This window comes from Streptomyces humi (genome assembly GCF_001005085.2).
GTDB classification, from domain to species: Bacteria; Actinomycetota; Actinomycetes; order Streptomycetales; family Streptomycetaceae; genus Streptomyces; species Streptomyces humi.
On sequence record NZ_LBMU02000046.1, the window covers coordinates 64,871 to 89,256 of the forward strand.

The window sequence follows — 24,386 nt, forward strand, 5'->3', positions numbered from 1 at the left end:
GGGTCGTCATTCTTAGGACGCCTTCACAAGGAGCGCAAAGGGCCTCGGCACTAACTCGGTTAGTAGGTCCGGGAGGCCCTTGCCAGGGGGGTGGGAGGCGCCGGTCCGGTTTCCCGGGGTCGCCGCGGAGTCCTGTCGCCCCGTCAGGACCCGTACGTGCGCGCAGGGGGAGACGAAGCCGACTCGCGGGCGGAAAGCCGTGGGACCGATCGCGATACCCGTGCGCCTCAAGCCGTACAAATCCCCTATGTCGTCAGAGTGTCCTCTACTATCCGGCACGCCTAGGTCCCGAATGTGCTGTGACGGACCTCACGGAATCGGGTCCGGCGGGCGATCCGCGGCGCGCTCCCGGGAATGCAACCCGGTTCCTGTCGCGCTCTCACCGTATGCCTACCTCTACATGATGTAGTTGCCGTTCGGGACGGGACCGGGAGGCGAGGGAGGTGGGCGTCATGGCCGACGCCTACGGTGTCGGCACGGGCGCCGGTACGGGGACGCGGTGGCCGCGGACGACGGGCCGGGTGGCGGCGTCAGCGGCTACCGTCGCCACTGGTTCCGGACCACGGCAGACGCACCGCGGGATGACGCTGCTGGCGACGATCAGCCTGTTCATCGGTACGCGTGCCGCCTGGACCACCGCGATGGGGTCCGCCCCGGCCGTCGCCGCGGTCATCTCCGCCTGCTACGCCTCGATCCTGGTCTGCGGGGTCCTCGCCCTGACGGTCCGCGAGCGACGCTCCCTGATCAGGGTGGACGCCCTCGTGCTGGTGACCGCCGTCGCCCTGGTGACCTGCGGCTACCTGCTCGACCACGCGGGCAGCGACGAAGGTGTCCTGACCGCCCAGGCCGCGAGCGAGATCCTGCGCGGCCACCCGGTCTACGGCCAGTCCTGGCCCTGGCTCTTCGGCACGGCACGGGTCGGCATCACCAAGACCATGTCCGGCGGCGCCGACTACACCTACGGTTATCCGCCGCTGACCGCCCTGCTCGCCGCCCCGGTGCACGCCGTCGTCCACTCGACGGCGGCCGCCACCCTGGTGACCACGGTGTCGCTGCTCGTCTCGTCGGTCCTGCTGTGGACCCTGCTCCCGGCGGTGTGGCGGTCCGCGGCCACGGCCGTCTGCCTCGGCTTCGGCCTGCTGCCCCAGTACGCGTACGACGGCTATCCGGCCGTCACGGCCCTCGCCCTGCTGGTCCCCGTGGTGGTCCGCTGGCCGGACACCGGCGCGGGCGGCTCGCTCGGCTCCCGGGGCATGCTGCGGGCGGCCTGTCTGGGCGCGGCCTGCGCGGCTCAGCAACTCGCCTGGTTCCTCACCCCGTTCCTGCTGCTCGGCCTGTACGCCGTCCGGCGCGGTGAACTCGGCGGCCGGCAGGCCCTGGCGGTCACCGCCCGCTACACCGCCACCGCCGCGCTCACCTGGGCCGCCGTCAACGCGTACTTCGCCGTCGAGGACCCCTCCGGCTGGCTGCACGGCATCCTGCTGCCGCTCACCCAGAAGGCGATCCTGCACGGCCAGGGCCTGATGGGCATCTCCTACTACTTCACCGCCGGCAGCAGCCGTCTCGACTACTACTCCTACGGCAGCACGCTGCTCCTGCTCGGCCTGCTCGGCGCCACCGTGCTGTTCGTCCGCCGGCTCGGGCCGGCCCTCACCGTCCTTCCGTGGACCGTGTTCTACCTCGCCACCCGTTCGCAGGACGGCTACTTCCTGACGATGACCCCGCTGTGGCTGGCCGCCGCGGCCACCGTCCCCGCCACCGCGTTCGCCACCGCCTGGCAGCCGGGCTTCGGCCGGCTGTCCGGCCGCCGGGCCAAGGCCGCCCTGGCGGCGGCGCTGGTCACCCCCGCCCTCCTGTGCGTCGTGGTGGCCGCCGCCGGCCCGCCACCCCTGCGCCTGACCCTCGCGGCGCGTCTCGTCACCCGCCACGCCCGTGTCGGTGTCACCGCTGTCGACGTCCGCGCCGTCAACACCACGGGGACACGCCTCGCCCCGCACTTCGCCAGCCGCACCGGCCAGGGTGCCTCCGACTGGTGGACGGTCGTGGACGGCCCCGCCACCCTCGGCCCGCACGCCACCGCCGAGTACGTGGTCACGCCACCGGGCGGGTTCCGCGCGCTGCGGTCCCGGACCTACCTCATCGCGGTCACCGGCACCCCGATGACGATCACGACGGCCCGCATGCCGTCCGCCCCCCTCGCGTCGGCCCGCTGACGGTCCCGGCCCGGGACGAGGCGTCGCACACCGCCCAGCGCATGCACTCGCTGCCGGAGGGCGGCTCCGACCGGCAGGCGGTGCTGGCCCGGTTCGTCTCGGAACTGTCCGAGCACGACGAACACCTCCTGCACCAGCTGTTGTCCGGAGACCCTGACACGCCCCCCGAGAGCAGGCGCCCGCGCGGGAAGCGCTGATCCGGCGCGGGTCGACTCCGCGTCCCGCTCCCCGGCACCGCCGCGCCGGACCCCTCCTGAGGCAGGTGGCCGTCGCGGCCGGCATCGCCCTGGAGCGCCGGGCCGAAGAGGAGACCGCCGAGCGGGTCGGGGACCGGCGGGCCGCCGCCCACGCCGTCGGCGCGGTGCCTCGGCCGGTACCCGCCCTCATGGCCCCGCCGCCCACCCGCCGGCGCCTGCCCGCGTGCGGCCCGCTCACCCCGTATGGCGGAAACCGGTCGTACCAGGGCTGAAACCGGTCGTACCGGAACTGAAACCGGTCGTGCCGGAGTGCCGTCGTGCACTGAGGGGACCGGTCCGCCGAGCATGGCGGATGCTCCCTGCGCGCCGTCGACACTACGCCGTGTAGGGTGGCGGTTGTTCTACATCATGTAGTAGACAGGGGGGTCCATGACCGGGACTTCGTACGACACGTCCGTCCGCTCCGTACGGCCGTACGATCACGACGGCGCGCGGTGGGACCGGAGAGGGGACGCGTGGCTCGCCGCGGTGGGAGTCGCGTTCACCGTGGCCCAACTCGTCCTCGTACGGCCGGGGATGGGGCTCGGCTGGGACGAGTCCGTATACGTCAGCCAGGTCAGCGGGCACGCCCCGGCCGCGTTCTTCAGCGCGCCGCGGGCCCGTGGCACCTCCCTGCTGGTGGCGCCGGTCGCCGCCTGGTCGTCGTCCACGGCCCTGCTGCGGGTGTACCTCGCGGTGCTGGCCGGCGCGGGTCTGTTCCTGGCACTCCGCGCCTGGCGCGGCCTGCTGGCGCCCAGGGTGGTCGTGCTGGGCGGAGCGCTGTTCGCCTCGCTGTGGGTGACGCTGTACTACGGCCCGCAGGCCATGCCCAACCTCTGGGTCGCGCTCGCCGCCCTGGCGGCGGTGGGCTGCTTCCTGCGGGCGCAGGCCGGCCGCGATCGTCGTCCCGGACCGCTCTGGGGGCTCGCCGGCAGTGCCGCGCTGCTGGCGCTGATGCGCCCGACGGACGCGGCCTGGGTGTGCCTGCCCCTGCTGGTGGCCGCGGTCGCGGTGCGCCCGTGGAGACACGTGTGGCCGCTCGTCGCGCTCGTCGGCGGACTGGCGGCGGGCGCCGCCGAATGGGTGATCGAGGCGTTCGTGTCGTACGGCGGCCTCGGCCGGCGACTCTCCGACGGCTCACGCATCCAGGGCGGGCTCGGCTGGCACGACGCCGTGGCCGACCAGCTGCGCAGCCTGAGCGGCCGGACGCTGTGCCGTCCGTGCACGGGGGCGATGCCGCACCCGGCCGTCACGCTGTGGTGGTACGTGCTGCCCGTCCTCGCGGTGCTCGGGCTGGCGCTCGCCGTCCGGGCGCGCCGCGCCGCCGCCACCGCGCTGCTCTGCGCCTGCGCGGCCACGGCGGCCTTCCCCTACCTGTTCCTGATCGGCTACGCGGCCCCCCGCTTCCTGCTGCCCGCCTACGCCCTGCTGTCCCTGCCGGTGGCCGAGGCGCTGATCTTCCTGGCGACCGCGCCGCGTGGCCGCCTGCGGCCGTTCGCGGTCGCCGCGGTGGCGGTCGGACTCGCGGGGCACCTGGCCATCCAGACGGTGGTGCTGGAGCGGCTGGTCGCTGGTGCGACCGCGGGTCACCACCGCTGGTCGCAGGTCGCCGCCGCACTGCACGACCAAGGCGTACGCGCGCCCTGCGTGCTCACCGGGAACGATCCGACGGCACCCGCGATTCCCATCGCCTTCTACGCCGGATGCGCCTCCGCCGACACCGGCGGCCACAACGAGAACACCACGGCCGCCGCCCTGGTGAGGACCGCGCGGCGGATGCCGGTCGCCGTCGTCACCGCCGAGGACGGCAGGCCGCCGCACTACGCCCGGGGCTGGCGGCGGGTCCATCTGGTCGACCGGGTGTACGCCTATGTCGCCCCGTGACGCGCCGCCCCTCGCCGTGACCGTCCCCCCGGCCGTACCTCCGCCACCGGCTCCCGGCGCACCGCTCTCGCCGCACGGGCGCCTCACGGCTCCGGGTTCAGGCAGGCCGGGAAGGCGCTGGTGGCGGGGAGCGGGTCGACCAGGCGGGCGGCGGCGCGCTCCGGGCCGAGGAACGGGGCGAGTACGGAGAAGGCCAGGGCGGGCAGCAGGGCGGGCAGTTCGGCGGTCCGGTCGGCCGCTATGCGACGGTAGATCGAGGAGTACACACCACCGACCACCGTGTCGACCAACTCCTCCTCGGAGATGGGGAGGTCGCGGTCCGGCAGGTCGGTGAAGTAGTCCCGGAAGCGGGTCAGCAGGTGTTCGCGGGCTTCACGCCCGGCGGGGCCGACCGCGTCGATCTCCACGATCGCCATCGCCGCGAACGCGGGTGCCTCGGCGAGGATCGCGAGCAGGGTGCCGAGTCCGGCGAGCACCTGTCCCGGCCAGTCCGCGGCCCGGGCGCGGGCCTCCTCCATCGCCGCGAAGACCTGGGAGGTGCCGTGCCGGTGGGCGGCGAGGAAGGCGTCCTCCTTGCCCTTGAAGAGCTCGTAGAAGACAGGCCTGGTCACGCCGGCCGCCTGGCAGATGTCGCTGACCCGGGTACGGGCGTAACCGACCTGGGCGACGGTGCGGACGAACCCGTCCAGCAACCGGTCCCGCTGGTTGGCGGCGACGGCCTCGGGCGAGGTGCGGCGCGGGCCCCGGCGCAGCGAACGCTCGGGGTCGCGTCCCTTACGGGTACCGGGCAGTACCAGCGGAGGTGACACCGGCGAGCCTGCTGCCATTTCGTGCCCTTTCTCGCGAACTCACGCAGCGTGCCTTGACGTTGAATACTCGTCAGGTTTACAACCTTCACAGGTTTTCTTCAGGTGCGGACCCGCGGCGAACGACCCGCTGGAGCCGTCAGTTTCACGCACCCGCAAAGCGCCAACAAGTGCACCGGCGTCCCTGACGCCGGATCAGTCATCAGCACCGCGCACCGGTCCGGCAGCCCCGCCATCCCGGGGGGCCGCCATGCCCGGGCCGCCGTTCCTCGCCATGCCCGGGACGGCCGCCCCTTCCTGGTCCCACCCGCACGCCCGAAAGAGGACTCCCGCATGCGCAGATTCGGTGTCTCCGCCTTAACCGTCACCGCCGCTCTCTCCGCCCTGGCCCTCCTCCCGGCCGGCTCCGTCTCGGCGGCCGGCTCCGTGCTCACCTACGGCAGCGCCGGCGGCAACGCGGTCTCCGTGGGCGACGTGCTCACCGCGTCCCTGGCCAGTGGCACCAAGGCCACCCTCGCCACCAGCAGCGGCGGCTCCACCGGCATCACCTGCACCGGCTCGTCGCTGTCCGCGACGGTGACGTCGAACCCCGCCGCTCCGGGAACCGCGACCGAGTCCGCGACCTCCCAGACGTTCAGCGGCTGCACCAGCAACGTCCTCGGCGTCACCGGCGTGCAGAGCGTCACCGTCAACAACCTGCCCTACACGACGTCCGCGGCCTCGGGCGGCGCGGTGACGGTGACCCCGGCCTCGGGCAGCACCATCCAGACCACAGTGGTCCTGTCCACACTGCTGGGCACCGTCAACTGCGTCTACCGAGCGTCCAGTCTGGCCGCGGTGAGCTCCAACACCGCCAACAGCCTGACCTTCACCAACCAGGCCTTCGCCAAGGCGTCCGGATCGGGTCTCTGCGCGTCCAGCGGATACTTCTCGGCCTCGTACGCGCCGGTCGTCGACGCCAGCGTCAGCGGTTCCCCCGCCGTCTACACCAACTGACCACGAACTCCCGGCTCCACGGCGGGCGCGGACCACTTCGGTCCGCGCCCGCCGTGGCCGTCGTGGTGGACGAGTTGCCGACGGGCCGGTGAACAGTGCCGGGGCGCGAGGGGTTGCCGTTCGTGGGGAGGTAATGTGTTCGGGACTTGAAGGCCGTCCGTCCGGGCGTCTGCACGCGACCCTGAAAATGGAGCTGATCAACGTGTCGACCGGCGGCGGACGGCTGTGGAGCCGGGCCACCTTGGCGGCCCTCTTCTGCACGATCACCCTGTTATCCGGCCCGAGTTACGCGACACCTGGCGCACCCGAGCCGCGAGAAGACAGGTCGATAGAGCAGATCCAGGGCGAACTGGACGGCCTCTACCGCGAGGCGGAGGTGGCCACCGAGGCGTACGACACCGCGGACGAGAAGGCGGCCGGGCAGGAGAGCCGACTGGCCTCGCTCCGCAGGGACCTGACCCGGACCGAGCAACGGCTGTCCGATCTGCACGACCTCGCGGGAGTCGCTGCCCGCACGCAGTACCGCGGCGGCAACCTCGACTCCACGGGCATCCAGCTGCTGCTCGGCGATCACCCCGGGGAAGCCCTGAACGAGGCGTCCCAGGCCCGCCAGGCGATGCGCGGTCTGGTCAACGTCGCCGAGACCCAGCGGACCGTCCGTGCCGAGCTGACCCGGCAGACCGACGCCGCCGCCGAGAAGTTGCGGGAGCTCAGGAACAGCCGGGCGGACAAGGCCGACGCGAAACGCAAGATCGAGAAGAAGATCGCCCAGGCCGAGCGGATCGAAGCGGGACTCAAGCAGGAACAGACGCGCCGGCTGGCCCAGTTGGAGAAGGACCAGGCGCGGGAGGCCGAGGCCAGATGGCAGGGCTCCGGGTCCGACGGCGGCGGCACGACGGCGACCGGCTCGGGCGGTGGCCGGGCCGGGGCGAGCGGTGCGGCCGCCAAGGCCGTCGACTTCGCGATGGCGCAGATCGGCAAACCGTACGTGTGGGGCGCCGTCGGACCCTCGTCGTACGACTGCTCGGGACTCACCTCCGCGGCCTGGGCGGCGGCCGGCCACCCCATACCGCGGACCTCGCAGGCCCAGTGGCAGGGGCTGACCCGGGTCAGCCTGGCGTCCGCGCGGCCCGGAGACCTGATCATCTACTACGACGCCACGCACGTGGGCATGTACATCGGGGCCGGGACGATCGTCCACGCCCCGCGGCCCGGACGCACGGTCACCACCGCCCCGGCCGCGTCCATGCCCGTCCTCGGTGTCGTGCGACCCGGAGTCTGAGCGGATGACCCACTCGCTGACACCCCGTGAGCAGCAGAACCTCCCCGCCCTCAGCGCACCGCCGCTGGTCCGGCTCGACGCCTATGTGGCCGAGGACGGGTCCACGGTGGTCAACGGCCATCTCCTGGAGATGGGCGGCATGCGACAGCCCAACGAGGCGATCCTGGACGCCATCGCCATGTTCGCCCGCACGCTGGGAGCCCCGGTCGCGGCCACCGTCATCGACCGCACCGTGATGCAGGTGGCACGCCTGCGCGTGTACCCCGACGGTTCGAGCCGGACCATCGGCGAGGACGAGGACCTGCCACCCGGGCGCGAACGCACCGCGGCGGAGGAGGAGGCGTTCCCTCCGCTGGCTCGCGTCGAGCGCATCATCCAGCACGCGCAGCGCGAGGAGCTGCACGCCGCGTTCGTGCTCGCCGGCGCGCTGCGCGAGCACCTCACCCTGCGCAGGGGCGCGGAGGACGAACTCGCCCTCGAAGCACGGGCGATCGAGGCGTACCTCGCCTTCCTGCGCGGCGACTACATGCACTCCACGGTCCTCGCGCTGACCGTCGCACGTATCCGCTGCCGTACCGACCTGAACCGGGCGGCACCCGAGGTGGCCCGCGCCACCGCGGCCTGGCAACGGCTGTGGGACGAGAGCCAGGTGGCCACCCGGGGGCAAGAACTGCTGCACATGTGGGAGCACCTGGCCGCGGCGGGCCTGCTGGTGGATCCGTCCCACCAGGCCATGGCCCAGGCCGTCCGGACCCGGCTCCGACACCGCGTACCCACCGCGTCGGCCGCGCCACCGGCCCTGCCCGCGGGCCTAGGGCCGACCGGTCAAGGGCCGACCGGTCAAGGGCCGACCGGTCAAGGGGCGGCCGGTCAGGGGCCGGCCGGTCAAGGGACGGTTGGCCGAGGGGCTGTCGGCCAAGGCCCGGTCGCTCCGGAGGACAAGCCCCTCAAGCCCACACGACGGGGACTGCGGCGCTTCACCCGGCGGCCCGGCCCGCCGCCCGCCGGGTCGTGAACCCGTGGGCCGGCGCCGACGGGCTCACCCCCGCCGGCACTCCGCGACGGCCACACGGCCGGACCGCAGGGACGACCGCCGCTCCACCGGGCCGCCCGACGCGTGCGCCAGGGTGAGGAGATCGTCGTCCGAGACCACCTCCAGTCCGTACGACGCCAGCAGCGCCGCCATCCGCGGCGGCCTCCACAGCGAGCGCCACGGCTCACCGGACGTCACGGAACCGCCGAGCACGCGCGCGAGATGACGCCCTGCGGTCGCCCTCGGCGACGGGGCCTGGTAGTTGACGACGAGCGTGCTGCCCGGTGCGGTCCGGGTGGCGAGCTCCGCCACCGTGGCCCGTACCTCGTCACGCGTGAGGTACGGCACGACCCCCTCCCACAGCCAGGTGGTCGGCGCCGACGGATCGTGGCCGGCCGCCGCCAGCGCCGCACCGAGCTCATCGACGGCGAAGTCGACCGGCGTGAACCGCACGGACCGGGCGACGGCCGCCGCCCCGACGCTGTCCGCGGCGTTCTCCCCGGGACCGCGGAGCAGGGGGGCGGCGTCGGCGAGACGGGCCCGCTTGTCCTGCTGTGAGGCCGGATGATCGACCTCCCACACATCGGTCCCCGCCAGTGCGGACAGCCGCCACGCGCGGGTGTCCAGACCGGCGCCCAGGATGACGAGCTGGCCGGTGACGTGGGTGCGCAACGCCTCGTCGATCGCGATCGTCCGCGGGACGACCACCTCCGCGCAGGCCCGCACACTCTCGTACGCGACCCGGGCCTGCCAGCCCTGCGGCACGCTGCCCGCGCGCACCTCGTCCACGGGCACCCGCTCCGCGGCGCGCAGCAGCCGTACCGCCACCGGATCCGTGAACCGCCCCGCGGCGGTCGTCCCGTCCGCCGCCGCCCGCCCCTGACAGACGAGCACCGCCGTCCGGCTCGCCGCACGTCCACTCACGCTCATGGGCTCGCATTCAACACCATGCGCGCAACCCCTCGGCCACCCTGCGCGGTCGGACCGGACGGTGCCCTGGCGTCCGGGACCTCGGGCTGTCGGTGGGATGTCGGTCGAGGCCCGGACCTGTCGGTGATCCGTCGGCCGTCTGTCGGTGCCCGCTGGAACCGTGGACACCGGGCCGCCCACCGGCGCGGTCCCGTCCACACCGTCTCCGGCAGCAAGGGAGCCCCGTCCTCATGTCGTCCCAATCCGCCCGTCAGCCTTGGAACGTGCGCCGTCTGCCGCGTGCCGACGGGCGTGTCTTCCTGGTCACCGGCGGCAACGCCGGGATCGGGTACTTCGTCGCCGAACAGCTGTCGACGACCGGGGCCACCGTCGTACTCGGCAGCCGTGACACCGCGAAGGCCGAGGCCGCCATGGCGTCGATACGCGCGCATGTCCCCGACGCGCGGGTACGGGCCGTACGGCTGGACCTGGCCGACCTCTCCTCGCTCGCGGCCTCGGTGGCGGCCCTGGGCGTGCGGCGCCTGGACGCGGTGGTCAACAACGCAGGCGTCGCGCTCGACGATCCGCCGCGCAGGGAGACGGCGGACGGCCTTGAACTCATGTTCGCCACCAATCATCTCGGTCACTTCGCGCTGACCAGATGGCTGATGCCGTTGCTCTCGGCCGCGCCGGCGGCTCGGGTGGTGACCACGGGCAGCTTCGCGGCCAAGTCCGAACGGCTCGATCTGGACGACCTACAGTCCCGCGAGGACTACCGGCCCAAGCGCACCTACGGACGCTCCAAGCTGGCGCAGATGTCCTTCGGCGTCGAACTCGACCGGCGGCTGCGGGCGGCCGGCAGTTCGGTGACGAGCGTGGTGGCCCATCCCGGCGGCGCACTGGACTCCCTCACCCCCTCTCGGCCTCCGGTCCACGCGCGCAGCGCAAAAGCCCGACTGGGCGGGGCACCCGCGGCCCTCCTCGTCCAGGGCAAGGACGCCGGCGCATGGCCGGCCGTCCGTGCGGTGCTCGACCCCTCCGTGCACGGCGGTCTGCTGTGGGGACCCCGCGTCTTCGGCCTGCGCGGCGAACCCCGTCCCGAACCGGTGTGGAGTCACGTCGCCGACAGGTCGGTGGCGGCACGGTTGTGGGACGCGAGCCGTGACCTGACCGGCGTCGACCCCGCCACCGTCCTCGGACAGCGACTTCGGAAAGTGCCTTCGGCGCTGCTCTGAAAGGTGCCGTGACGCCGTTCGGCGGGGGGAGGGACGGCCGCGCGGGCAGGGCCGTGAGCCTGGCCCCGGCCGGCCGGCCGTCACCTCCACGCCGGCCTTGCACGCCGTCGCGTCACACCTGATGAGCTGGGATTTCATACCGTCCGGCCGTAGTGTCACCCCATCGCGAAAGGGGGCCGGATGGACCGGAACATCCGCACCGTCGAGGACGTACTGACACTCCTTGACGACCTGTTCACACCCGACGCCGACCGCTGGACGGGCGACGCGGCCGACTGGTGGGACACCTTCTACGCCGACCGTTCCAGACCCGTGCCGTTCTTCCAGGCCAAGGCGGACGAGAACCTCGCCTCCTACCTCGCCCGCGGTCTCGTCCCCCCGGGCCGGGCGCTGGACCTGGGCTGCGGCCCCGGACGCAACGCGCTCCACCTGGACTCCCGCGGCTTCCAGGTGGACGCGGTCGACCTCTCCCCGGCGGCCGTCGGCTGGGCCGAGGAACGCGCCCGCGAGGCCGGAGCCCACATCAGGTTCCACCAGGGAGACGCCTTCACCCTCGCCCGCACCGAACTGGACGGACCCTACGACCTGATCTACGACTCGGGCTGCTTCCACCACCTGCCACCCCACCGCCGCGTCAGCTACCTCGCCCTGCTCGACCGGCTCCTCGCACCCGGCGGTCACTTCGCACTCACCTGCTTCACCGACGGAGAGCACGGCGGATCCGACCTGCCGGACGCGGCCTTCTACCGGGACGCCCGGCTCCACGGCGGACTCGCCTACACACCGGAGTCCCTGCGCCGGATCTTCGCCGACCTCACGGAGGTCGAACTCCGGCCGATGCGCGACGAACCGGCCGACTCCGCGTACTTCGGCGAACCCTTCCTCTGGACGGCCCTGTTCCGGCGCGCTGCCGTGGACGCACGCTGACGGATCGGCGATCCCGGTGCGCCCACCTGCCATGATCACCTCGGAGCGCGCACTGGGCGAGGCCGCGCAGGCCCTGCGGGAGCTGCGGCTCGACGTCCGGGTGGTCGGCGTTCCCGCCCCGGACCGCTTCGTGCTGGACGTCGGCAGCAAGGCCCTCGGCACCGACACGCCTCGGGGAGGTGCTCGCCGTCGTCCCCGACCACGTCCGCACGCCCGTGCACCTCGTCGACGAACTACTGGTCGCCGGGACCGCGAGGTCGTCGACCGCTGGCCGGTGACGGCCCGGGGCACCAACACCTGAGCACCGTTCCGGAACCCGAGGGCCGGCACCTGTGCCGGGCGCGCGGTGTCACACGTCACCGTACGCGTCAGGAACCAGCCGTGCGCGGGACGATCGTCAGCTCCGGATGATGCTTCCGCACCACCGCGGGATGGGCGCGGGCCCAGCCCTTGAGCTCGTTCCAGCCGAACTCCGCGAACAGCGGGTTGTCCGGGTCCTCCGTCACGCCCTTCGCGTCCGAGGCCCCGGGGAAGGGGAGCGGGGTGACGCGGGCGTCGAGCCGGGGGTTGTAGAAGAACGGTGCGGAGAAGCGCTCACGCGATCCCGGAGGAGAGACCACGCGGTGGTTCGTCGCCTTCAGGTAGCCGTTCGTCGCGACCTCCAGCAACTCGCCCAGGTTCACCACGAACGCGCCCGGCAGGTACGGCACGTCGATGAAGTCCCGCCCGTCCGGCGTCTCCACCTGGAGTCCCGGGACCTCGTCCGTCAGCAGCAGGGTCAGGAAACCGTAGTCCTTGTGCACGCCGACGCCCTGGTCGTCCCCCTGCGGGGCCCGCCCCGGGTAGCGGACCAGTTTGAGGTGGGTGCGCGGGTGGCCGGAGAAGGCGTCGTCGTAGAACTCCGCGGGGCCGCCGACGGCCGCGAGCAGCTCGTGCAGCAACCGGTGGGCGACCGCGCTGAGTCGCGCCATCCACGCCAGCGAGACCTCCCTGAGCGCGGGGAGGGCAGCGGGCCACTGGTTCGGCCCCTCCAGCCACCAGTAGGGCGGCTCGCCGGGGGCCGGCACGTGCGCGGGCAGCTCGTTGCTGATGTCGAGTTGGTCGCGCCAGTCGCGGCGGCCCTGGGTGTGCTCGTTGCCGATCCGCGTGTAGCCGCGGAAGTGGGGCGAGCCGAGATTGTCGAGGGCGTGCCGGTCGGCCTCGGGCAGGGCGAAGAAGTCGCGGGCGGCACCGAGCAGCCGGTCCTGTTCGGCGAGGCTGACGCCGTGACCGACCAACTGGAAGAAACCGACGTCGCGGGCGGCCCGGTGGAGCGCTTCGCGGTCGGGGGCGGAGAGGTCGATCACCGGGAGGGCGGCGGGCTGGGACATGGGTGGCGTTCCTTGCGCGAGGTGCGTGTACGAGGCGGAGGCGGGGGAGCGGGGGCGGGTCGGACGGGGCCGCCCTCGGGACGCTGTTCATCCGGGGTCGGCCTTGGGATGCCGTTCAGCCGGGGGCGGCCTCGGGATGGTGTGGCCGGGGTCGGCCGGGATGCTGTTCAGCTGTCGGCCGGCGCGATGCCGACGCGGTCGGCCAGCTCCCTGATCTCGGCGGGCCCGACCCGGCAGCAGCCGCCGACGAGCGCCGCGCCGGCGCCGAGCCAGGCGGGCGCGAGGTCCGCGATCTCGTCCCGAGCGCCCAGCCAGCCGCGGGCTTCGGGGTCCCAGGTGCCGCCACCGTTCGGGTAGACGACGCCGGGCAGGCCCGTGACCAGGGCCAGCGCGGCGGCCGCCGCGGCGGCGGGGGCGCAGTTCACGCCCGTGGCCACCACGGCTTCGCTGCCGCGGGCCAGCGCGAAGGCCTCGGTCAACGGCTGGCCCGCGCTGGTGGTCGTCCCGCGGACGCTGTACGAGAGCCAGGCGGGGATGCCTAGTCCGTCCAGGGCGGTGAGTACCGCCTCCGCCTCCCGCAGGTCGGGAATGGTCTCGACGGCGAAGACGTCGGGAGCCGCCTCGGCCAGGGCCTCCAGCCGGGGGCGGTGGAAACGGGTCAGCTCGGCCACGGTGAGACCGTAGTTCCCGCGGTATTCCGAGCCATCGGCCAGCATCGCGCCGTACGGGCCCACGGACGCCGCGACCCAGCGCCTCCCGACGGTCCCGGACTGGGCGGGCTCGGCGCTCTCCGCGGCCTCCCGGGCCAGGGACACGCTGCGGCGCAGCAGTGCCGTGGTCTCGGTGCGGGAGATGCCGAGCCGGGCGAAACCGTCGTAGGTGGCCTGGTAGCCGGCCGTGATGGCGACCTGCGCGCCCGCCGCGAAGTAGGCGCGGTGGACGGCCGCGATCGCGTCGGGCTCGTCGCGGAGCAGGCGGGCGGACCAGAGGGCGCCGCTCAGGTCGTGGCCCTGGGCCTCCAGCTCGTTGGACATGCCGCCGTCCAGGACGAGGGGGCCGGCGGCCAGGGCGTCGCGGAAGGTCGTCACAGCACTCTCGTCACGAAGTCGCGGGTACGGGGATGGTCGGGGGCGGTGAGGACGCGGCCGGGCGGTCCGGACTCCACGATCCGACCGTCGTCGAAGAAGGCGACCTCGTCGGCGACCTCGCGGGCGAAGCCCAGTTCGTGGGTGACGACGAGCATCGTCATGCCGTCGGCGGCGAGGCCGCGCATGACGTCCAGCACCTCGCCGACCAGTTCCGGGTCGAGGGCCGAGGTCGGCTCGTCGAACAGCATCAGCTTCGGGCGCATGGCCAACGCGCGGGCGATGGCGACCCGTTGCTGCTGACCGCCGGAGAGCTGGGCGGGGTAGGCGTCGCGCCGGTCGGCCAGGCCGACGCGGTCGAGGAGTGCCAGTGCCTCCTCGGTGGCCTCGGCGCGGGGGCGGCCCGCGCCGACCGGTCCCTCGACGACGTTGGCGAGGGCCGTCAGATGCGGGAAGAGGTGGAAGCGCTGGAAGACCATGCCGATGTCACGGCGCTGCCGGGCCAGGTCACGGCGGCGCAGTTCGCGCACCCCGTCCCGGTACGGCTCGTACCCGATCGGTTCCCCGTCCACCAGGATCCGGCCGCCGTCGGGCCGCTCCAGATGGTTCACGCACCGCAGGAAGGTGGACTTCCCCGAACCGGAGGGGCCGATCACACAGGTGACCGTCCCGCGCGCTACGCGAAGGTCGATCCCGCGCAGCACTTCCCGTCCGGCGAAGGACTTGCGGACACCGGTGGCCTCGATCATCATCGGCTGCCGCCCTTCGCGAAGTGACGTTCCAGGTAGTGCTGGCCGATGTTCAGCACGGTCGTGACGGCCAGGTACCAGATGCTGGCGACGATCAGCAGCGGGATCGTCTGGTAGGTGCGGGCGTACACGATCTGCACGGAGTACAGCAGTTCCGCGTAGGCCAGCACACTCACCAGCGACGTCGTCTTGAGCATGGAGATGGTCTCGTTGCCGACCGGCGGGATGATCACGCGCATCGCCTGGGGCAGGACGATCCGGCGGAGGGTCCTGCCCCGGGACAGTCCGAGCGCGTCCGCGGCCTCCAGCTGCCCGTGGTCGACCGAGACGATCCCGGCCCGGATGATCTCGGCGAGATAGGCGGCCTCGTTGAGGCCGAGACCGAGCAGGGCCGCGGTGAAGGTCGTGATGACCGAGTTCGCGGGGACGTCACCGATCGCCGGCAGGAAGGGCAGATGCAGCGAGAGTGTCGGGTACAGCGCGGAGATGAAGCCCCAGAACAGCAGCTGGACCAGCAGCGGGGTGCCCCGGAAGAGCCAGATGTACGCCCAACTGACCGCCCGGGCCACGGGGTTGTCCGACAGCCGCATGAGCGCCAGCGTGACGCCGAGCGCGAGCCCGATCACCATGGCGGCGGCGGTGAGTTCCAGGGTGGTCGCCAGGCCGGTCATCACCGTCCGGCTGAACAGCCACGCACCGACCGTGTCCCAGCCGAAGCGCCGGTTGGTGATCAGCGACCGGGCCAGGCTCGCGGCCAGGAGCACCACCACGAGGGTCAGCACCCACCGGCCCGGCCTGCGGCGCCGGTAGACCGGCAACTCGGCGCTCATGAGGCGGCGTTGATCTCGAACTTGCTCAGGGCGCCGGACTCCAGGCCCCACTTGGCGAGCACCTGCTGGTAGCCGCCGCTCGCCTTCAGGTCCTCGAGAGCCGACTTGAGCAGCGCGGTCAGCTCACTGTTCTTCGGTACGGCGATGCCGAAGGGCGCGTTGCCGTAGGAGTCGCCGGCGACCTCCAGCTTGCCGCCGGACCGCTTGGCGGCGTAGGCGGCCACCGGGGAGTCGGCCAGGGCGGCGTCGGCGCGGCCGCTGGTGACGGCCAGGTTCACACCGGTGCCGTCCGGAAAGGTGCTGACCCTGATCGGCGACGTGCAGCTCTTGGCGCGGGCCGGCAGGTCCACGAGCGCCTGTGTGGACCCCTTCGCCACGGCGACGGCCCGGCCGCACAGCGAGTCGCCTCCGGGCTCGAGCGCCTTCGGGTTTCCGGCCGGGACCAGAAGGGACGTGCCCGCGTCGAAGTAGGTGACGAAGTCGACGACCTTCTCCCGTTCGGCGGTGTCCGTGAAGGACGAGACGCCGAGCTGGTACTTGCCCGACTGGAGGCCGGGCAGGATCGAGTCGAAGGGCACGTTCACGACGGTCACCTTGACCCCGAGGACGGTACCCAGGGCCTTGTCGAGGTCGGCCTCGGCGCCGACGACCGTCTTGTTGTCGGCCGCGAAGAAGTCCATCGGCGGGTAGCTGACGTCGCTGGCGACGGTGATCCCGCTCGCCTTCAGCGCGGCCGGGACCTCGGCGGCGAGCGTGGCGTTCTCCGAGATCGCGGTGGTGGCGGCGGAAGAGGTGCCGGACGGCGTGCCGGCTGACGCACCGGCCGGCCCGGAGGGGTCGGCGCAGCCCGCCAGGAGCAGTATCGCGGAGCCGAGGAGTACGGGCGGGCGCAGAGCGGACAAGACGAACTCCTGAATGATCCTGGCGTGCGAGGGATGGCTGGAGACTATCTCCGGATGCGCAATAGACAAGTGCAGTTGCTCATCATGCACGCACCTTGCAATGAACCTGCAATGTCCGCGCAACGATGGCGCGCGGTGCCCCGACGGCCCGGCGCTATGCTCGGCCCGCGATGACCACCGACAGCAGCCTGAAACGCGGCCTGGCCGTACTCCGACTCTTCGCCCAGCACCCCGCGCGGGACCCGCACGGCCACACCGCCGCCGAGGTCGCGGCGCTGCTGGGCCGTGAACGCAGTCAGGTCTCCCGCATCCTGCGGAGCCTGGAGGCGGCCCGGTTCCTGCAACGTGATCCCGCGTCGCTGCGCTACTCCGTCGCCTGGGAGCTGTACGCGCGCGCCCAGCAGATCACCGAGGCGAGACTGCGCCGGGACGGCCGCACCGCGCTGGAGGGCGTCGCCGCCGACACGGGGGAGTGCGCCTACCTGGGAGTCCTGCGCGGCGCCAGCTCGGTGACCGTCCTGGAGTCGATGCCGCCGGCGCTGTCCTCGTTCGTGTCCTGGGTGGGCCGCGCCTACCCCGCCTATTGCAGCGACGCCGGACAGGCCCTGCTGTTCGACGCCGACGACGCCGAGGTCGCCGCCGTCCTCGCCCGCACCGCCTTCGTCCGCCAGGGGCCCAACACCCCGGCCGACCTGGACGACTTCCTCGCCCGTCTGGACGCGGCCCGCAAGCGGGGCTACTCGGTCGTCGACCAGGAGGCCGAGCCCGGTCTGTACTCGCTCGCGGCACCGGTCAGGGACTTCCGGGGCGAGGTCGTCGCCGCCGTACAGGTCGTCGGTCCGCGCCGCCGTCTGGAACCGGCGACGGCGGCCTGCGCGGAGTCGGTGGTGCGCTGGAGCGACTGGCTGACCGCCGCACTGCGCTCGACGGACCCGGAGCCGGACGAGGCGGCGGGCAAGACGGACCCGGCTCCGGGCCCGGAGCCGGACCGGGGCTGAGGGCCCGTGGCCCGGCCCGGGACTCAGGCGGGCGGCGAGGCCAGTCGCGCCGCCGCGTCACCGACCGCGGCGACGATCTCGTCGCGGTCGTCCCTGGCCGCCGCGTGCGGCACGACCGCGGTGACCGCCGCCACCACGTCCCCGCGCGCGTCCCGCACCGGAGCGGCGACCTCCAGCACGTCCTCGTCGTACTCGCTCTCGCACACCGCGATCCCGCGTCCGGCGTCCGCGGCGACGCGCGCCAGCAGATCATCAACGTTCCGCGGCGCGTAGGGGCCGCCCGCCCCGATGAAGTCCTCACCGTCCAGGAGCTGTGCCACCTCCGCCCGCGAACGGCCGAAGAGCAGCGCCCGCCCCGCCCCGGTGCACCAGACCGGCGTCAGCCGCCCCGCCCGCGCCCAGGCGAACTCGGCCCAGGCCGCCAGCTCGGCCCGCACCGAGAGCACCATCGCCCCGCGGAGCACGTCCACGTACGCACACGCCCCGAACCGGACCACCAGCGCCCGCAGCAACGCCCGGCTCTCCACTCCCCACGGGCCCGCCTCGGCCGCGACGGCCAGGAGATCCGCTCCGGCGCGGAACTCGTGCCCTTCCCTGGCGAGCGTCCCGGTGTTCACCAGATCCCGCAGCAGCCGCGATGCCTGCCCCTTGTCCAGCCCGCTCTCCGCCGCCAGCCGCACCACCCCGGGTCCACCGCGGCTGTCGAGCTCCCCCCGGATCACCCGCTCCACCAGCCCGAGCCCCCGAGGCAGTGCACCCGTCGCCAAGTCCATGCCCTGGATGCTACCGATGCCGGCGCGGGTCGGCGCAGCCCCGGCTGCCCCGCGCTCGTTCAGTCGATCCCGGACCGTTCGACGCCCGCCACGAGCCACCGCTGGAAGCAGAGGAACACCGCCAGCAACGGCAGGATCGACACCGCCGCCGCGACGAACAGCTCGTGGACCCTGACGACCTGGGACGTGGTGAAGGAGGAGAGAGCCACCTGCACCGTCCAGGCGTCGCGGTCCTGCCCGATCACCAGGGGCCAGAGGAAGGAGTTCCACGCGCCGATGAACACGATCGTCCCGACGGCGGCGAAGACGGGCCGTGCGTTCGGCACCACGATCAGCCAGTACGTCCGCCAGTAACCGAGCCCGTCGACCTGCGCCGCGTCCTCCAACTCCGTGGGGAAGCCCAGGAAGTACTGCCGGAAGACGAAGCAGGCGAAGGCCGGGAACAGGGTCGGGACGATCAGCCCCCGGTAGGTCGAGATCCAGCCCAGCGACGACACGAGCACGAAGCTCGGGACGAAGGTGACGGCGGCCGGGACCACCAGGGTGCCGAGGACGGCGTAGAAGACCTTGTTCGCGTGCCGGTAGGGGACGCGGGCGAGGCCGTATCCGGCGAGCGAGGCGAGCAGCAGTGTGCCGGCCGTCGTCGCGACGGCGATCAGCGCGGAGTTGAGGAGGGAGCGGGCGAAGGGAACGGAGGGGTCGTCGAAGAGCTCCTGTACGTTCGCCCAGCGCAACTCCGAAGGGAAGAACGCCCATTCGGGGGCCGTGACGTCCCGCTCGCTCGACAGCCCGTTGCGCACGAGGAGGTAGAACGGGACGAGGAAGAGCAGGGCCAGCACCACCAGCAGGACGAGCCGCAGCGCGCGGCCGACCCGTACCACCGCGTCCTCCATCGTCACTCCTCCCTCCCGCCCAGACCGAACCAGCGTGCCTGGCCCACCGTCACGACCACGACGACCAGCGAGAGGATCACCGCGCCCGCGCTGCCGAGCCCGAGGTTCTGTCCCTGGCCGAGGGCGAGGTAGTAGAGGTAGACCAGCGGCGGACGGGCGTAGGGCGGGTAACCGCGCGTGTCCGAAAGGAGGTTGTAGAACTCGTCGAAGGCCTGGAAGGCGTTGATGACGAGGAGCAGGACGACCGCGACCGACGTGGCGCGCAGCTGGGGCAGCGTGATGTGCCACAGCACCTGCCGGCCGGGCCGGGCACCGTCGACCGCGGCGGCCTCGTACAGCCCGGGGTCGATCCGCTGTAGCCCGGCCAGGAAGAGGATCATGTAGAAGCCCGTCTGGAGCCACAGCCGCACCGTCACGATCACCAGCCAGTACCAGGGCGGATCGGTGCCGGACAGCCAGGCGACCGGATCGCCGCCGAACCAGCCGAGCACGGTATTGGCGAGCCCGAACCGCACGCCGTTGAACAGGGACATCTTCCAGATGAGGGCGGCGACGACGTAACTGCACGCGGCCGGAAGGAAGAACACCGACCGGAAGAACGCGCGGGCCCGGCGTACCCGGTTGACCATCAGGGCGAGGGCCAGGGAGAACACGTACGTCGTGGGCACGATGAACGCGGTGAAGACGAGGAAGGTGCGGAGGCTGTCGACGAAGGCGTCGTCCGACAGCAGGGCCGTGTAGTTGTCGAGGCCGACGAAGTCGGTGGGCGTGACGGTGTTGTGGGCGTCGAAGAAGCTGAGGGCCACGCTCCACAGCAGCGGGACGTACGTGAACAGACCGAGCCCGACCGCGAACGGACCGACGAAGGTCCAGAACCAGAGCGCGCGGTTGCGTACCCGACGCCGGGCCGTGGCACCGTGCGCCGTCACGACTTCCTCCTCACCCGGTCGAGTTCGGCCGACACCTTCCGGACGACCGCCCGCAGTTCGCTCTCCGGGTTCGCCCCGCCCCGGATGATCCGGCTCAGCGCGTCCTGATACGCGGTCTGGTCGGCCGGGGTCCACAACAGCGGCTGGGCGTAGCCGTGTTCGGTGGTGAGACGGACGGCGTCGGCGGCCGCGCCCGTCTTCAGCCTGTCGGCCTTCTTCGCCAGCGAGATGCGGGCGGGGATGTGGAAGCCGTAGGAGAGCGCGAAGTCCTCCTGGTAGTCAGTGCGTTCGATCCACAGCCACTTCACGAAGTCCTTGGCCGTGTCCCGGTGCCTGCTGCGGGCGCTGACGGCGGCCCCGTAAGCGCCGACGGGGACGGCGGCCGCGCCCGGCCCGTCCCCGGGGAACGGCAGCACCCCGAAGTCATCGCCCAGTTCCTGCTGCACCCGGGGCAGCGCCCACAGACCGGACCACTGCATGGCGGTCAGGCCCTGGAGGAAGGCGGACGGGTCCGACCAGTCGGCGGGGGCCCCGAGGAGCAGGGACCCGCCGGCGTACAACCGGTGGAGCCTGGCGAGGGTACGGGCCGCGGCCGGGTCGTCGAAGCCGACCTTGCCGTCATCGGTCACCAGCCGAAGTCCCGCCGCGTACAGCGGAGTTCCGCCGAGGACGCCGGCTCCCCCGTCATTGCCGAGGAAGAGCCCCTTGACCTTCTTCGTGGTCAGTCTCGCGGCGGCGTCGACCAGGGCGTCCAGGGTGTCCGGCGGCCTCACCCCGGCGTCGCTCAGCAGGCTCTTGCGGTAGTAGAGCAGCTGCGTGTCGATGACCTGCGGGATGCCCCAGATCCGCCCGGCGTACGTCTTCGGGGTGAGCGCGGCGGGATGGAAGTCGTCCCTGACGCCGTCCAGCAGGTCGGTGAGGTCGACGACCTGGCCGCCCTGGATCTGGTCGAGGGTGGGACTGCCCTCGAAGACGTCGGGACCGGAGTCGGTGAGCAGCGCGGCGGCGGTCTGCTGGTCGTAGTTGCCGGGTCGCCACTGCACGCCGACCTTCGCCTTCGGGTACGCGGCGGCGTACCGTTCCACGGCCTGCTCGGTGCCCGTCTCGCCGTACTGGTGGTACCACTGCGACAGTCTCGGTCCCGCGCCGGCGTCGTCGCCCCGTCCGGTGTCGGACCCGCAGGCGGTGAGCAGTCCGGCGGCCGGCCCCGCGGCGAGCAGTGTCCTGCGGCTGATGGTCATGGTGCGTGCTCCTGACGATTGTCGTTGCACGGCCCAACGATCAATCATGGGGTGGGATCACGACGGGAGTGCGGTCTGTCCGAATCGAGAGGGCTGCCGCCTTCGCCGACGCCACCGTCCCGAGCCGACCGGAGGAGTACCGAGATGACCGGAGGACCACCGAGATGACCACGCACCCCACCCTCCGAGCGCTGCGGACCACCCCCGAAGGCCTCCTCTGGGAGCCCGGCGAACGCTGGGTGCGCGGCCGCAAGGGCGACGTCACGGTCGTCGACAGCCGCCGTCCCGTCCTGGTCTGGGAACCGGGCGTACCCGTCCCGCTCTACGCGTTCCCGCATTCGGACGTACGGCAGGACCTCCTGCGTCCGGCGGCGGACCCGCCGATCGGCACCCACACCGGCTCGCGGATCTTCTACGACCTCGACCTCGACGGCGAGCTGCTGGAGAACGCCGCCTGGACCTTCCCCGCCGCCGACCTGGCCGGGCACATCGCCTTCGAATGGTTCCGGCGCAGCGGCAGGGGCCTCGACCACTGGTACGAGGAGGAGGAAGAGATCTTCGTCCACCCCCGTGACCCGCACAAACGGGTGGACGCCATCCGCAGCAGCCGCCATGTCCAGGTGTCGGCCGGTGGCACGGCCGTCGCCGACACCCACCGGCCCGTGCTGCTCTTCGAGACCGGTCTGCCCACGCGCTACTACATCCCGCGCGAGGACGTCCGCCTCGACCTGCTGGAAGCGACCGACCACCACACCGGCTGCCCCTACAAGGGAACCGCCGCGTACTGGTCCTTGCGGGGCGGGGCGGAGGTGCCGCCGAACCTGGTCTGGAGCTACCCGGACCCGCTGGCCGCGGTCGCCCCGATCAAGGACCTGCTCGCCTTCTACAACGAGGAGGTGGACATCACCGTCGACGGCGAGCCTCAGGAACGCCCGGTCACCCACTTCAGCCGGACGTCCGGCCCGAGGACGTGACGGCGCGCGACGAGCGGCGCCGCCCACCGCACCTCCTCACAGCCGCAGGGTGAACCAGGTGGTCTTGCCCTCGTCCGTGGGCCGCACCCCCCAGCTGTCGGCGAGCGTCCGAACCAGCAGCAGGCCCCGGCCGGACTCCTCGTCCTCGGCGGCCTGACGGGGCCGGGGCAGCTGCGGGCTGCGGTCGCTGATCTCGACCGTGAGGTCGGTGGCGGTGCGGTGCAGATGGAGGCCGATGGGGCCCTCGCCGTGCTGGACGGCGTTGGTCAGGGTCTCCGACAGCAGCAGGAGCGCGTCGTCCGCGTCCGTGGCGCAGTCCCAGGCGGTGAGCGCCTTGTGCAGGAACGCCCGGCCCGCCGGCACCGAGGACGGGCAGGCCGGCAGATCGGTGGTCAGCACCGCCAGCGGCCCGGCCGGGAGCTGGGCCAGCAGCAGGGTGACGTCGTCGTTGTGGCTCTCGGCGTCGGGCAGCAGACTCGCCAGCACATGGTCGGCGGCGGTCTCCAGACACGGCGTGCCGGTGAAGAACTTCTCCAGGACGACGCTCAGTTCGGCGACCCGGCCCTCGATGTCACTGCCCGGGGTCTCGATCAGCCCGTCGGTGTAGAGCACGAGGGTCGCCCCGGGCGGGACGGCCGTACAGGACTGCTCGTAGAGGATGCCGCCCACTCCCAGCGGGGCGTTGACGGGCGAGTTCAGCATGCCGACCGTGCCGTCGGCGGCGCCCGCGACGAGTGTCGGCAGATGGCCGGCCGAACACACGGTCACCGTCCCGGAGTCGGGTGCGATGACCAGGTAGCAGCAGGTGACGAGCTGGTCGGGGACATCGAGGTCGGCCACGCACGAGTCCAGGGCCTGCATCAGCAGCCGGGGCTCCATCCCGGTCTTGGCCAGCGCGTGCGCCGCCGACCGCAACTGGCCCATGACGGCGGCGGCCTCCAGGCCACGGCCCATGACGTCCCCGATGAGCACGCCCACCCGGTCGGCGCCCAGCGGTATCAGGTCGAACCAGTCGCCGCCCACCCCGGCCCCCTGGGTGGCGGGCCGGTAGCGGCTGGCGGTGGCCAGGCCCGGCAGCGCCGGCGGGGTGCCCATCAGGCTGCGCTGGAGCGTCAGGGCGATGTGCCGCTGCTGCTCGTACAGGGCGGTGAGCTCGGCCTCCGCGCGCTTGCGGTCACTGATGTCCCGGACGATGGCGCACGCTCCGACGACCCGCCCCCGGGTGTCCCGCGTCGGCCACAGGGTGACGTCCACGTCGAGCAGCGTGCCCGAGCCGGTCACGCGCAGCGTCTCGAAGTGCTCGACCTTCTCGCCCTTGCGCAGCCGGGCCAGCAACGCGTGGATGTCCCCGCGGAGTTCGGGTGGGGCGAGCATGGAGACGTGCCGCCCGATGGCCTCCTCGGCGGTGTAGCCGTAGAGGTCCTGGGCCGCCGCGTTCCAGTACGTGATGTACCCGTCGAGGGTCTTGGCGAGGATCGCGTCCTGGGAGGACTCGACGAGGGCGGCGAGTTCGTTGATCCGGGCCTCGGCGGCCTTGCGGTCGCTGACGTCGCGCACGGCGGCGGACACCAGCAGCCCCTCCTCGGTCTCCATCGGGCTGAGGCTGATCTCGACCGGGAACTCGGTGCCGTCTCCCCGCAGTCCGTGCAGTTCCAGGCCGGCGCCCATCGGCCGGACCTGGCGGTTGGCCGAGTAGCCGCCCCGGTGCCGGGTGTGCTGGCTGCGGAAGCGGGTCGGTATCAGCAACTCCACCGGACGGCCCAGCAGTTCCTCGCGCCGGTAGCCGAAGAGCGCTTCTGTCTGCGCGTTGACGAGCTTGATGATGCCCGAGCCGTCGACGATGACCATCGCGTCCGGTGCGGCCTCCAGCAGCCCGCGGAAGCGTTCCTCCGCGGCGCCGTTCCCGCGCCCGGGCGCCCCCGAACGGCCGCACGAGCAGGGATGCGCCGACGGCGTGACGATCCCGCGCGTCCGTTCCCCTTCGATGGAGCCGGCCATGTCCGCCCCACCCCTTTCCCGCCTGTGAATGCGGTAATCCCAGCGCGTTCGGCGCGCTCGGGGGAGGAGAAGTCGTTTACTGGCCGTGACCGGCCGAACCTGTCTGGTGCGGCGCACTGGTTG

General features: G+C 72.5%; 24 protein-coding genes. 12 read left to right on the forward strand and 12 right to left on the reverse strand.

The window, feature by feature from the left end; translation table 11 throughout:
- Nucleotides 1-452 precede the first annotated feature (452 nt).
- The 4 genes from AAW13_RS21615 (at nt 453) to AAW13_RS21630 (ending at nt 4,333) form a co-directional block, all read left to right on the forward strand.
- Nucleotides 453-2,213 carry a hypothetical protein gene (locus AAW13_RS21615; protein WP_107483379.1) on the forward strand — a complete coding sequence of 587 codons (1,761 nt, stop codon included), beginning with the start codon at nt 453-455 and terminating at the stop codon, nt 2,211-2,213.
- 41 nt (nt 2,214-2,254) lie between these two features.
- On the forward strand, nt 2,255-2,410 hold the full coding sequence (locus tag AAW13_RS21620) for a hypothetical protein (RefSeq protein ID WP_240528675.1): 156 nt from the start codon (nt 2,255-2,257) through the stop codon (nt 2,408-2,410).
- 65 nt (nt 2,411-2,475) lie between these two features.
- The gene (locus AAW13_RS21625) at nt 2,476-2,682 is read left to right on the forward strand and encodes a hypothetical protein (protein ID WP_046727277.1); all 207 of its coding nucleotides are present in this window, start codon (nt 2,476-2,478) and stop codon (nt 2,680-2,682) included.
- Nucleotides 2,683-2,839: 157 nt separating this feature from the next.
- Nucleotides 2,840-4,333 (forward strand): hypothetical protein, encoded by a 1,494-nt coding sequence (locus tag AAW13_RS21630; protein ID WP_420855481.1) that lies wholly within the window; start codon nt 2,840-2,842, stop codon nt 4,331-4,333.
- 83 nt (nt 4,334-4,416) lie between these two features.
- On the opposite strand, the gene AAW13_RS21635 is transcribed toward AAW13_RS21630, so the two are convergent.
- Nucleotides 4,417-5,160 (reverse strand): TetR/AcrR family transcriptional regulator, encoded by a 744-nt coding sequence (locus AAW13_RS21635; protein ID WP_046727276.1) that lies wholly within the window; start codon nt 5,158-5,160, stop codon nt 4,417-4,419.
- Between the two features lie 312 nt (nt 5,161-5,472).
- Between AAW13_RS21635 and AAW13_RS21640 the strand changes: the two genes are divergently transcribed.
- From AAW13_RS21640 to AAW13_RS21645, 3 genes are all read left to right on the forward strand, one after another.
- The gene (locus AAW13_RS21640) at nt 5,473-6,135 is read left to right on the forward strand and encodes a hypothetical protein (protein ID WP_046727275.1); all 663 of its coding nucleotides are present in this window, start codon (nt 5,473-5,475) and stop codon (nt 6,133-6,135) included.
- Between the two features lie 187 nt (nt 6,136-6,322).
- Nucleotides 6,323-7,417: a C40 family peptidase gene (locus AAW13_RS44255; RefSeq protein ID WP_046733239.1), complete on the forward strand. Its 1,095-nt coding sequence runs from the start codon at nt 6,323-6,325 to the stop codon at nt 7,415-7,417.
- 4 nt (nt 7,418-7,421) lie between these two features.
- A complete protein-coding gene (locus AAW13_RS21645; protein ID WP_046733240.1) occupies nt 7,422-8,432 on the forward strand; it encodes a hypothetical protein in 1,011 nt (336 codons plus the stop codon).
- 24 nt (nt 8,433-8,456) lie between these two features.
- Here AAW13_RS21645 and AAW13_RS21650 read toward each other — a convergent pair whose 3' ends face one another.
- Nucleotides 8,457-9,380, reverse strand: coding sequence for a class I SAM-dependent methyltransferase (locus AAW13_RS21650; RefSeq protein WP_046733241.1), 924 nt, complete (start codon nt 9,378-9,380; stop codon nt 8,457-8,459).
- A 230-nt stretch (nt 9,381-9,610) separates the two neighbouring features.
- Between AAW13_RS21650 and AAW13_RS21655 the strand changes: the two genes are divergently transcribed.
- The 3 genes from AAW13_RS21655 to AAW13_RS44980 all read left to right on the forward strand — a co-directional run bounded on the left by AAW13_RS21655 (nt 9,611) and on the right by AAW13_RS44980 (nt 11,822).
- Complete coding sequence (locus tag AAW13_RS21655; protein ID WP_046733242.1) at nt 9,611-10,594, forward strand: SDR family NAD(P)-dependent oxidoreductase; 984 nt, start codon at nt 9,611-9,613, stop codon at nt 10,592-10,594.
- Nucleotides 10,595-10,774: 180 nt separating this feature from the next.
- Complete coding sequence (locus AAW13_RS21660) at nt 10,775-11,521, forward strand: class I SAM-dependent methyltransferase (RefSeq protein ID WP_046733243.1); 747 nt, start codon at nt 10,775-10,777, stop codon at nt 11,519-11,521.
- A 31-nt stretch (nt 11,522-11,552) separates the two neighbouring features.
- Nucleotides 11,553-11,822: a hypothetical protein gene (locus tag AAW13_RS44980; protein WP_240528676.1), complete on the forward strand. Its 270-nt coding sequence runs from the start codon at nt 11,553-11,555 to the stop codon at nt 11,820-11,822.
- A 67-nt stretch (nt 11,823-11,889) separates the two neighbouring features.
- Here AAW13_RS44980 and AAW13_RS21665 read toward each other — a convergent pair whose 3' ends face one another.
- From AAW13_RS21665 to AAW13_RS21685, 5 genes are all read right to left on the reverse strand, one after another.
- Nucleotides 11,890-12,891 (reverse strand): isopenicillin N synthase family dioxygenase, encoded by a 1,002-nt coding sequence (locus AAW13_RS21665; protein ID WP_046733244.1) that lies wholly within the window; start codon nt 12,889-12,891, stop codon nt 11,890-11,892.
- A 167-nt stretch (nt 12,892-13,058) separates the two neighbouring features.
- A complete protein-coding gene (gene mmuM / locus AAW13_RS21670) occupies nt 13,059-13,979 on the reverse strand; it encodes a homocysteine S-methyltransferase (protein ID WP_071659630.1) in 921 nt (306 codons plus the stop codon).
- Entirely contained in the window at nt 13,976-14,725 is a 750-nt protein-coding gene (locus AAW13_RS21675; RefSeq protein ID WP_046733298.1) for an amino acid ABC transporter ATP-binding protein, read from the reverse strand. The genes mmuM and AAW13_RS21675 overlap by 4 nt, the downstream gene beginning before the upstream one ends.
- The gene (locus tag AAW13_RS21680) at nt 14,725-15,555 is read right to left on the reverse strand and encodes an amino acid ABC transporter permease (protein WP_046733245.1); all 831 of its coding nucleotides are present in this window, start codon (nt 15,553-15,555) and stop codon (nt 14,725-14,727) included. Before AAW13_RS21680 ends, AAW13_RS21675 begins: the two co-directional genes overlap by 1 nt.
- The gene (locus AAW13_RS21685) at nt 15,552-16,457 is read right to left on the reverse strand and encodes an ABC transporter substrate-binding protein (protein ID WP_052768722.1); all 906 of its coding nucleotides are present in this window, start codon (nt 16,455-16,457) and stop codon (nt 15,552-15,554) included. The genes AAW13_RS21680 and AAW13_RS21685 overlap by 4 nt, the downstream gene beginning before the upstream one ends.
- Before the next feature lie 170 nt (nt 16,458-16,627).
- Between AAW13_RS21685 and AAW13_RS21690 the strand changes: the two genes are divergently transcribed.
- Nucleotides 16,628-17,455 (forward strand): IclR family transcriptional regulator, encoded by an 828-nt coding sequence (locus tag AAW13_RS21690; protein WP_063777105.1) that lies wholly within the window; start codon nt 16,628-16,630, stop codon nt 17,453-17,455.
- Nucleotides 17,456-17,478: 23 nt separating this feature from the next.
- Here the strand turns inward: AAW13_RS21690 and AAW13_RS21695 are convergent, their stop codons facing one another.
- From AAW13_RS21695 to AAW13_RS21710, 4 genes are read right to left on the reverse strand one after another with little or no spacing between them, the layout of a single operon-like run.
- Entirely contained in the window at nt 17,479-18,228 is a 750-nt protein-coding gene (locus tag AAW13_RS21695) for an IclR family transcriptional regulator domain-containing protein (protein ID WP_046733246.1), read from the reverse strand.
- A 59-nt stretch (nt 18,229-18,287) separates the two neighbouring features.
- Complete coding sequence (locus AAW13_RS21700; protein WP_046733247.1) at nt 18,288-19,121, reverse strand: carbohydrate ABC transporter permease; 834 nt, start codon at nt 19,119-19,121, stop codon at nt 18,288-18,290.
- Between the two features lie 2 nt (nt 19,122-19,123).
- Nucleotides 19,124-20,050, reverse strand: coding sequence for a carbohydrate ABC transporter permease (locus tag AAW13_RS21705; protein ID WP_046733248.1), 927 nt, complete (start codon nt 20,048-20,050; stop codon nt 19,124-19,126).
- On the reverse strand, nt 20,047-21,291 hold the full coding sequence (locus AAW13_RS21710) for an ABC transporter substrate-binding protein (RefSeq protein ID WP_206306263.1): 1,245 nt from the start codon (nt 21,289-21,291) through the stop codon (nt 20,047-20,049). Before AAW13_RS21710 ends, AAW13_RS21705 begins: the two co-directional genes overlap by 4 nt.
- 164 nt (nt 21,292-21,455) lie before the next feature.
- Between AAW13_RS21710 and AAW13_RS21715 the strand changes: the two genes are divergently transcribed.
- Nucleotides 21,456-22,265 (forward strand): DUF427 domain-containing protein, encoded by an 810-nt coding sequence (locus tag AAW13_RS21715; protein ID WP_046733249.1) that lies wholly within the window; start codon nt 21,456-21,458, stop codon nt 22,263-22,265.
- A 36-nt stretch (nt 22,266-22,301) separates the two neighbouring features.
- Here AAW13_RS21715 and AAW13_RS21720 read toward each other — a convergent pair whose 3' ends face one another.
- A complete protein-coding gene (locus tag AAW13_RS21720; protein WP_079178898.1) occupies nt 22,302-24,263 on the reverse strand; it encodes a PAS domain S-box protein in 1,962 nt (653 codons plus the stop codon).
- Between the last annotated feature and the right edge of the window lie 123 nt (nt 24,264-24,386).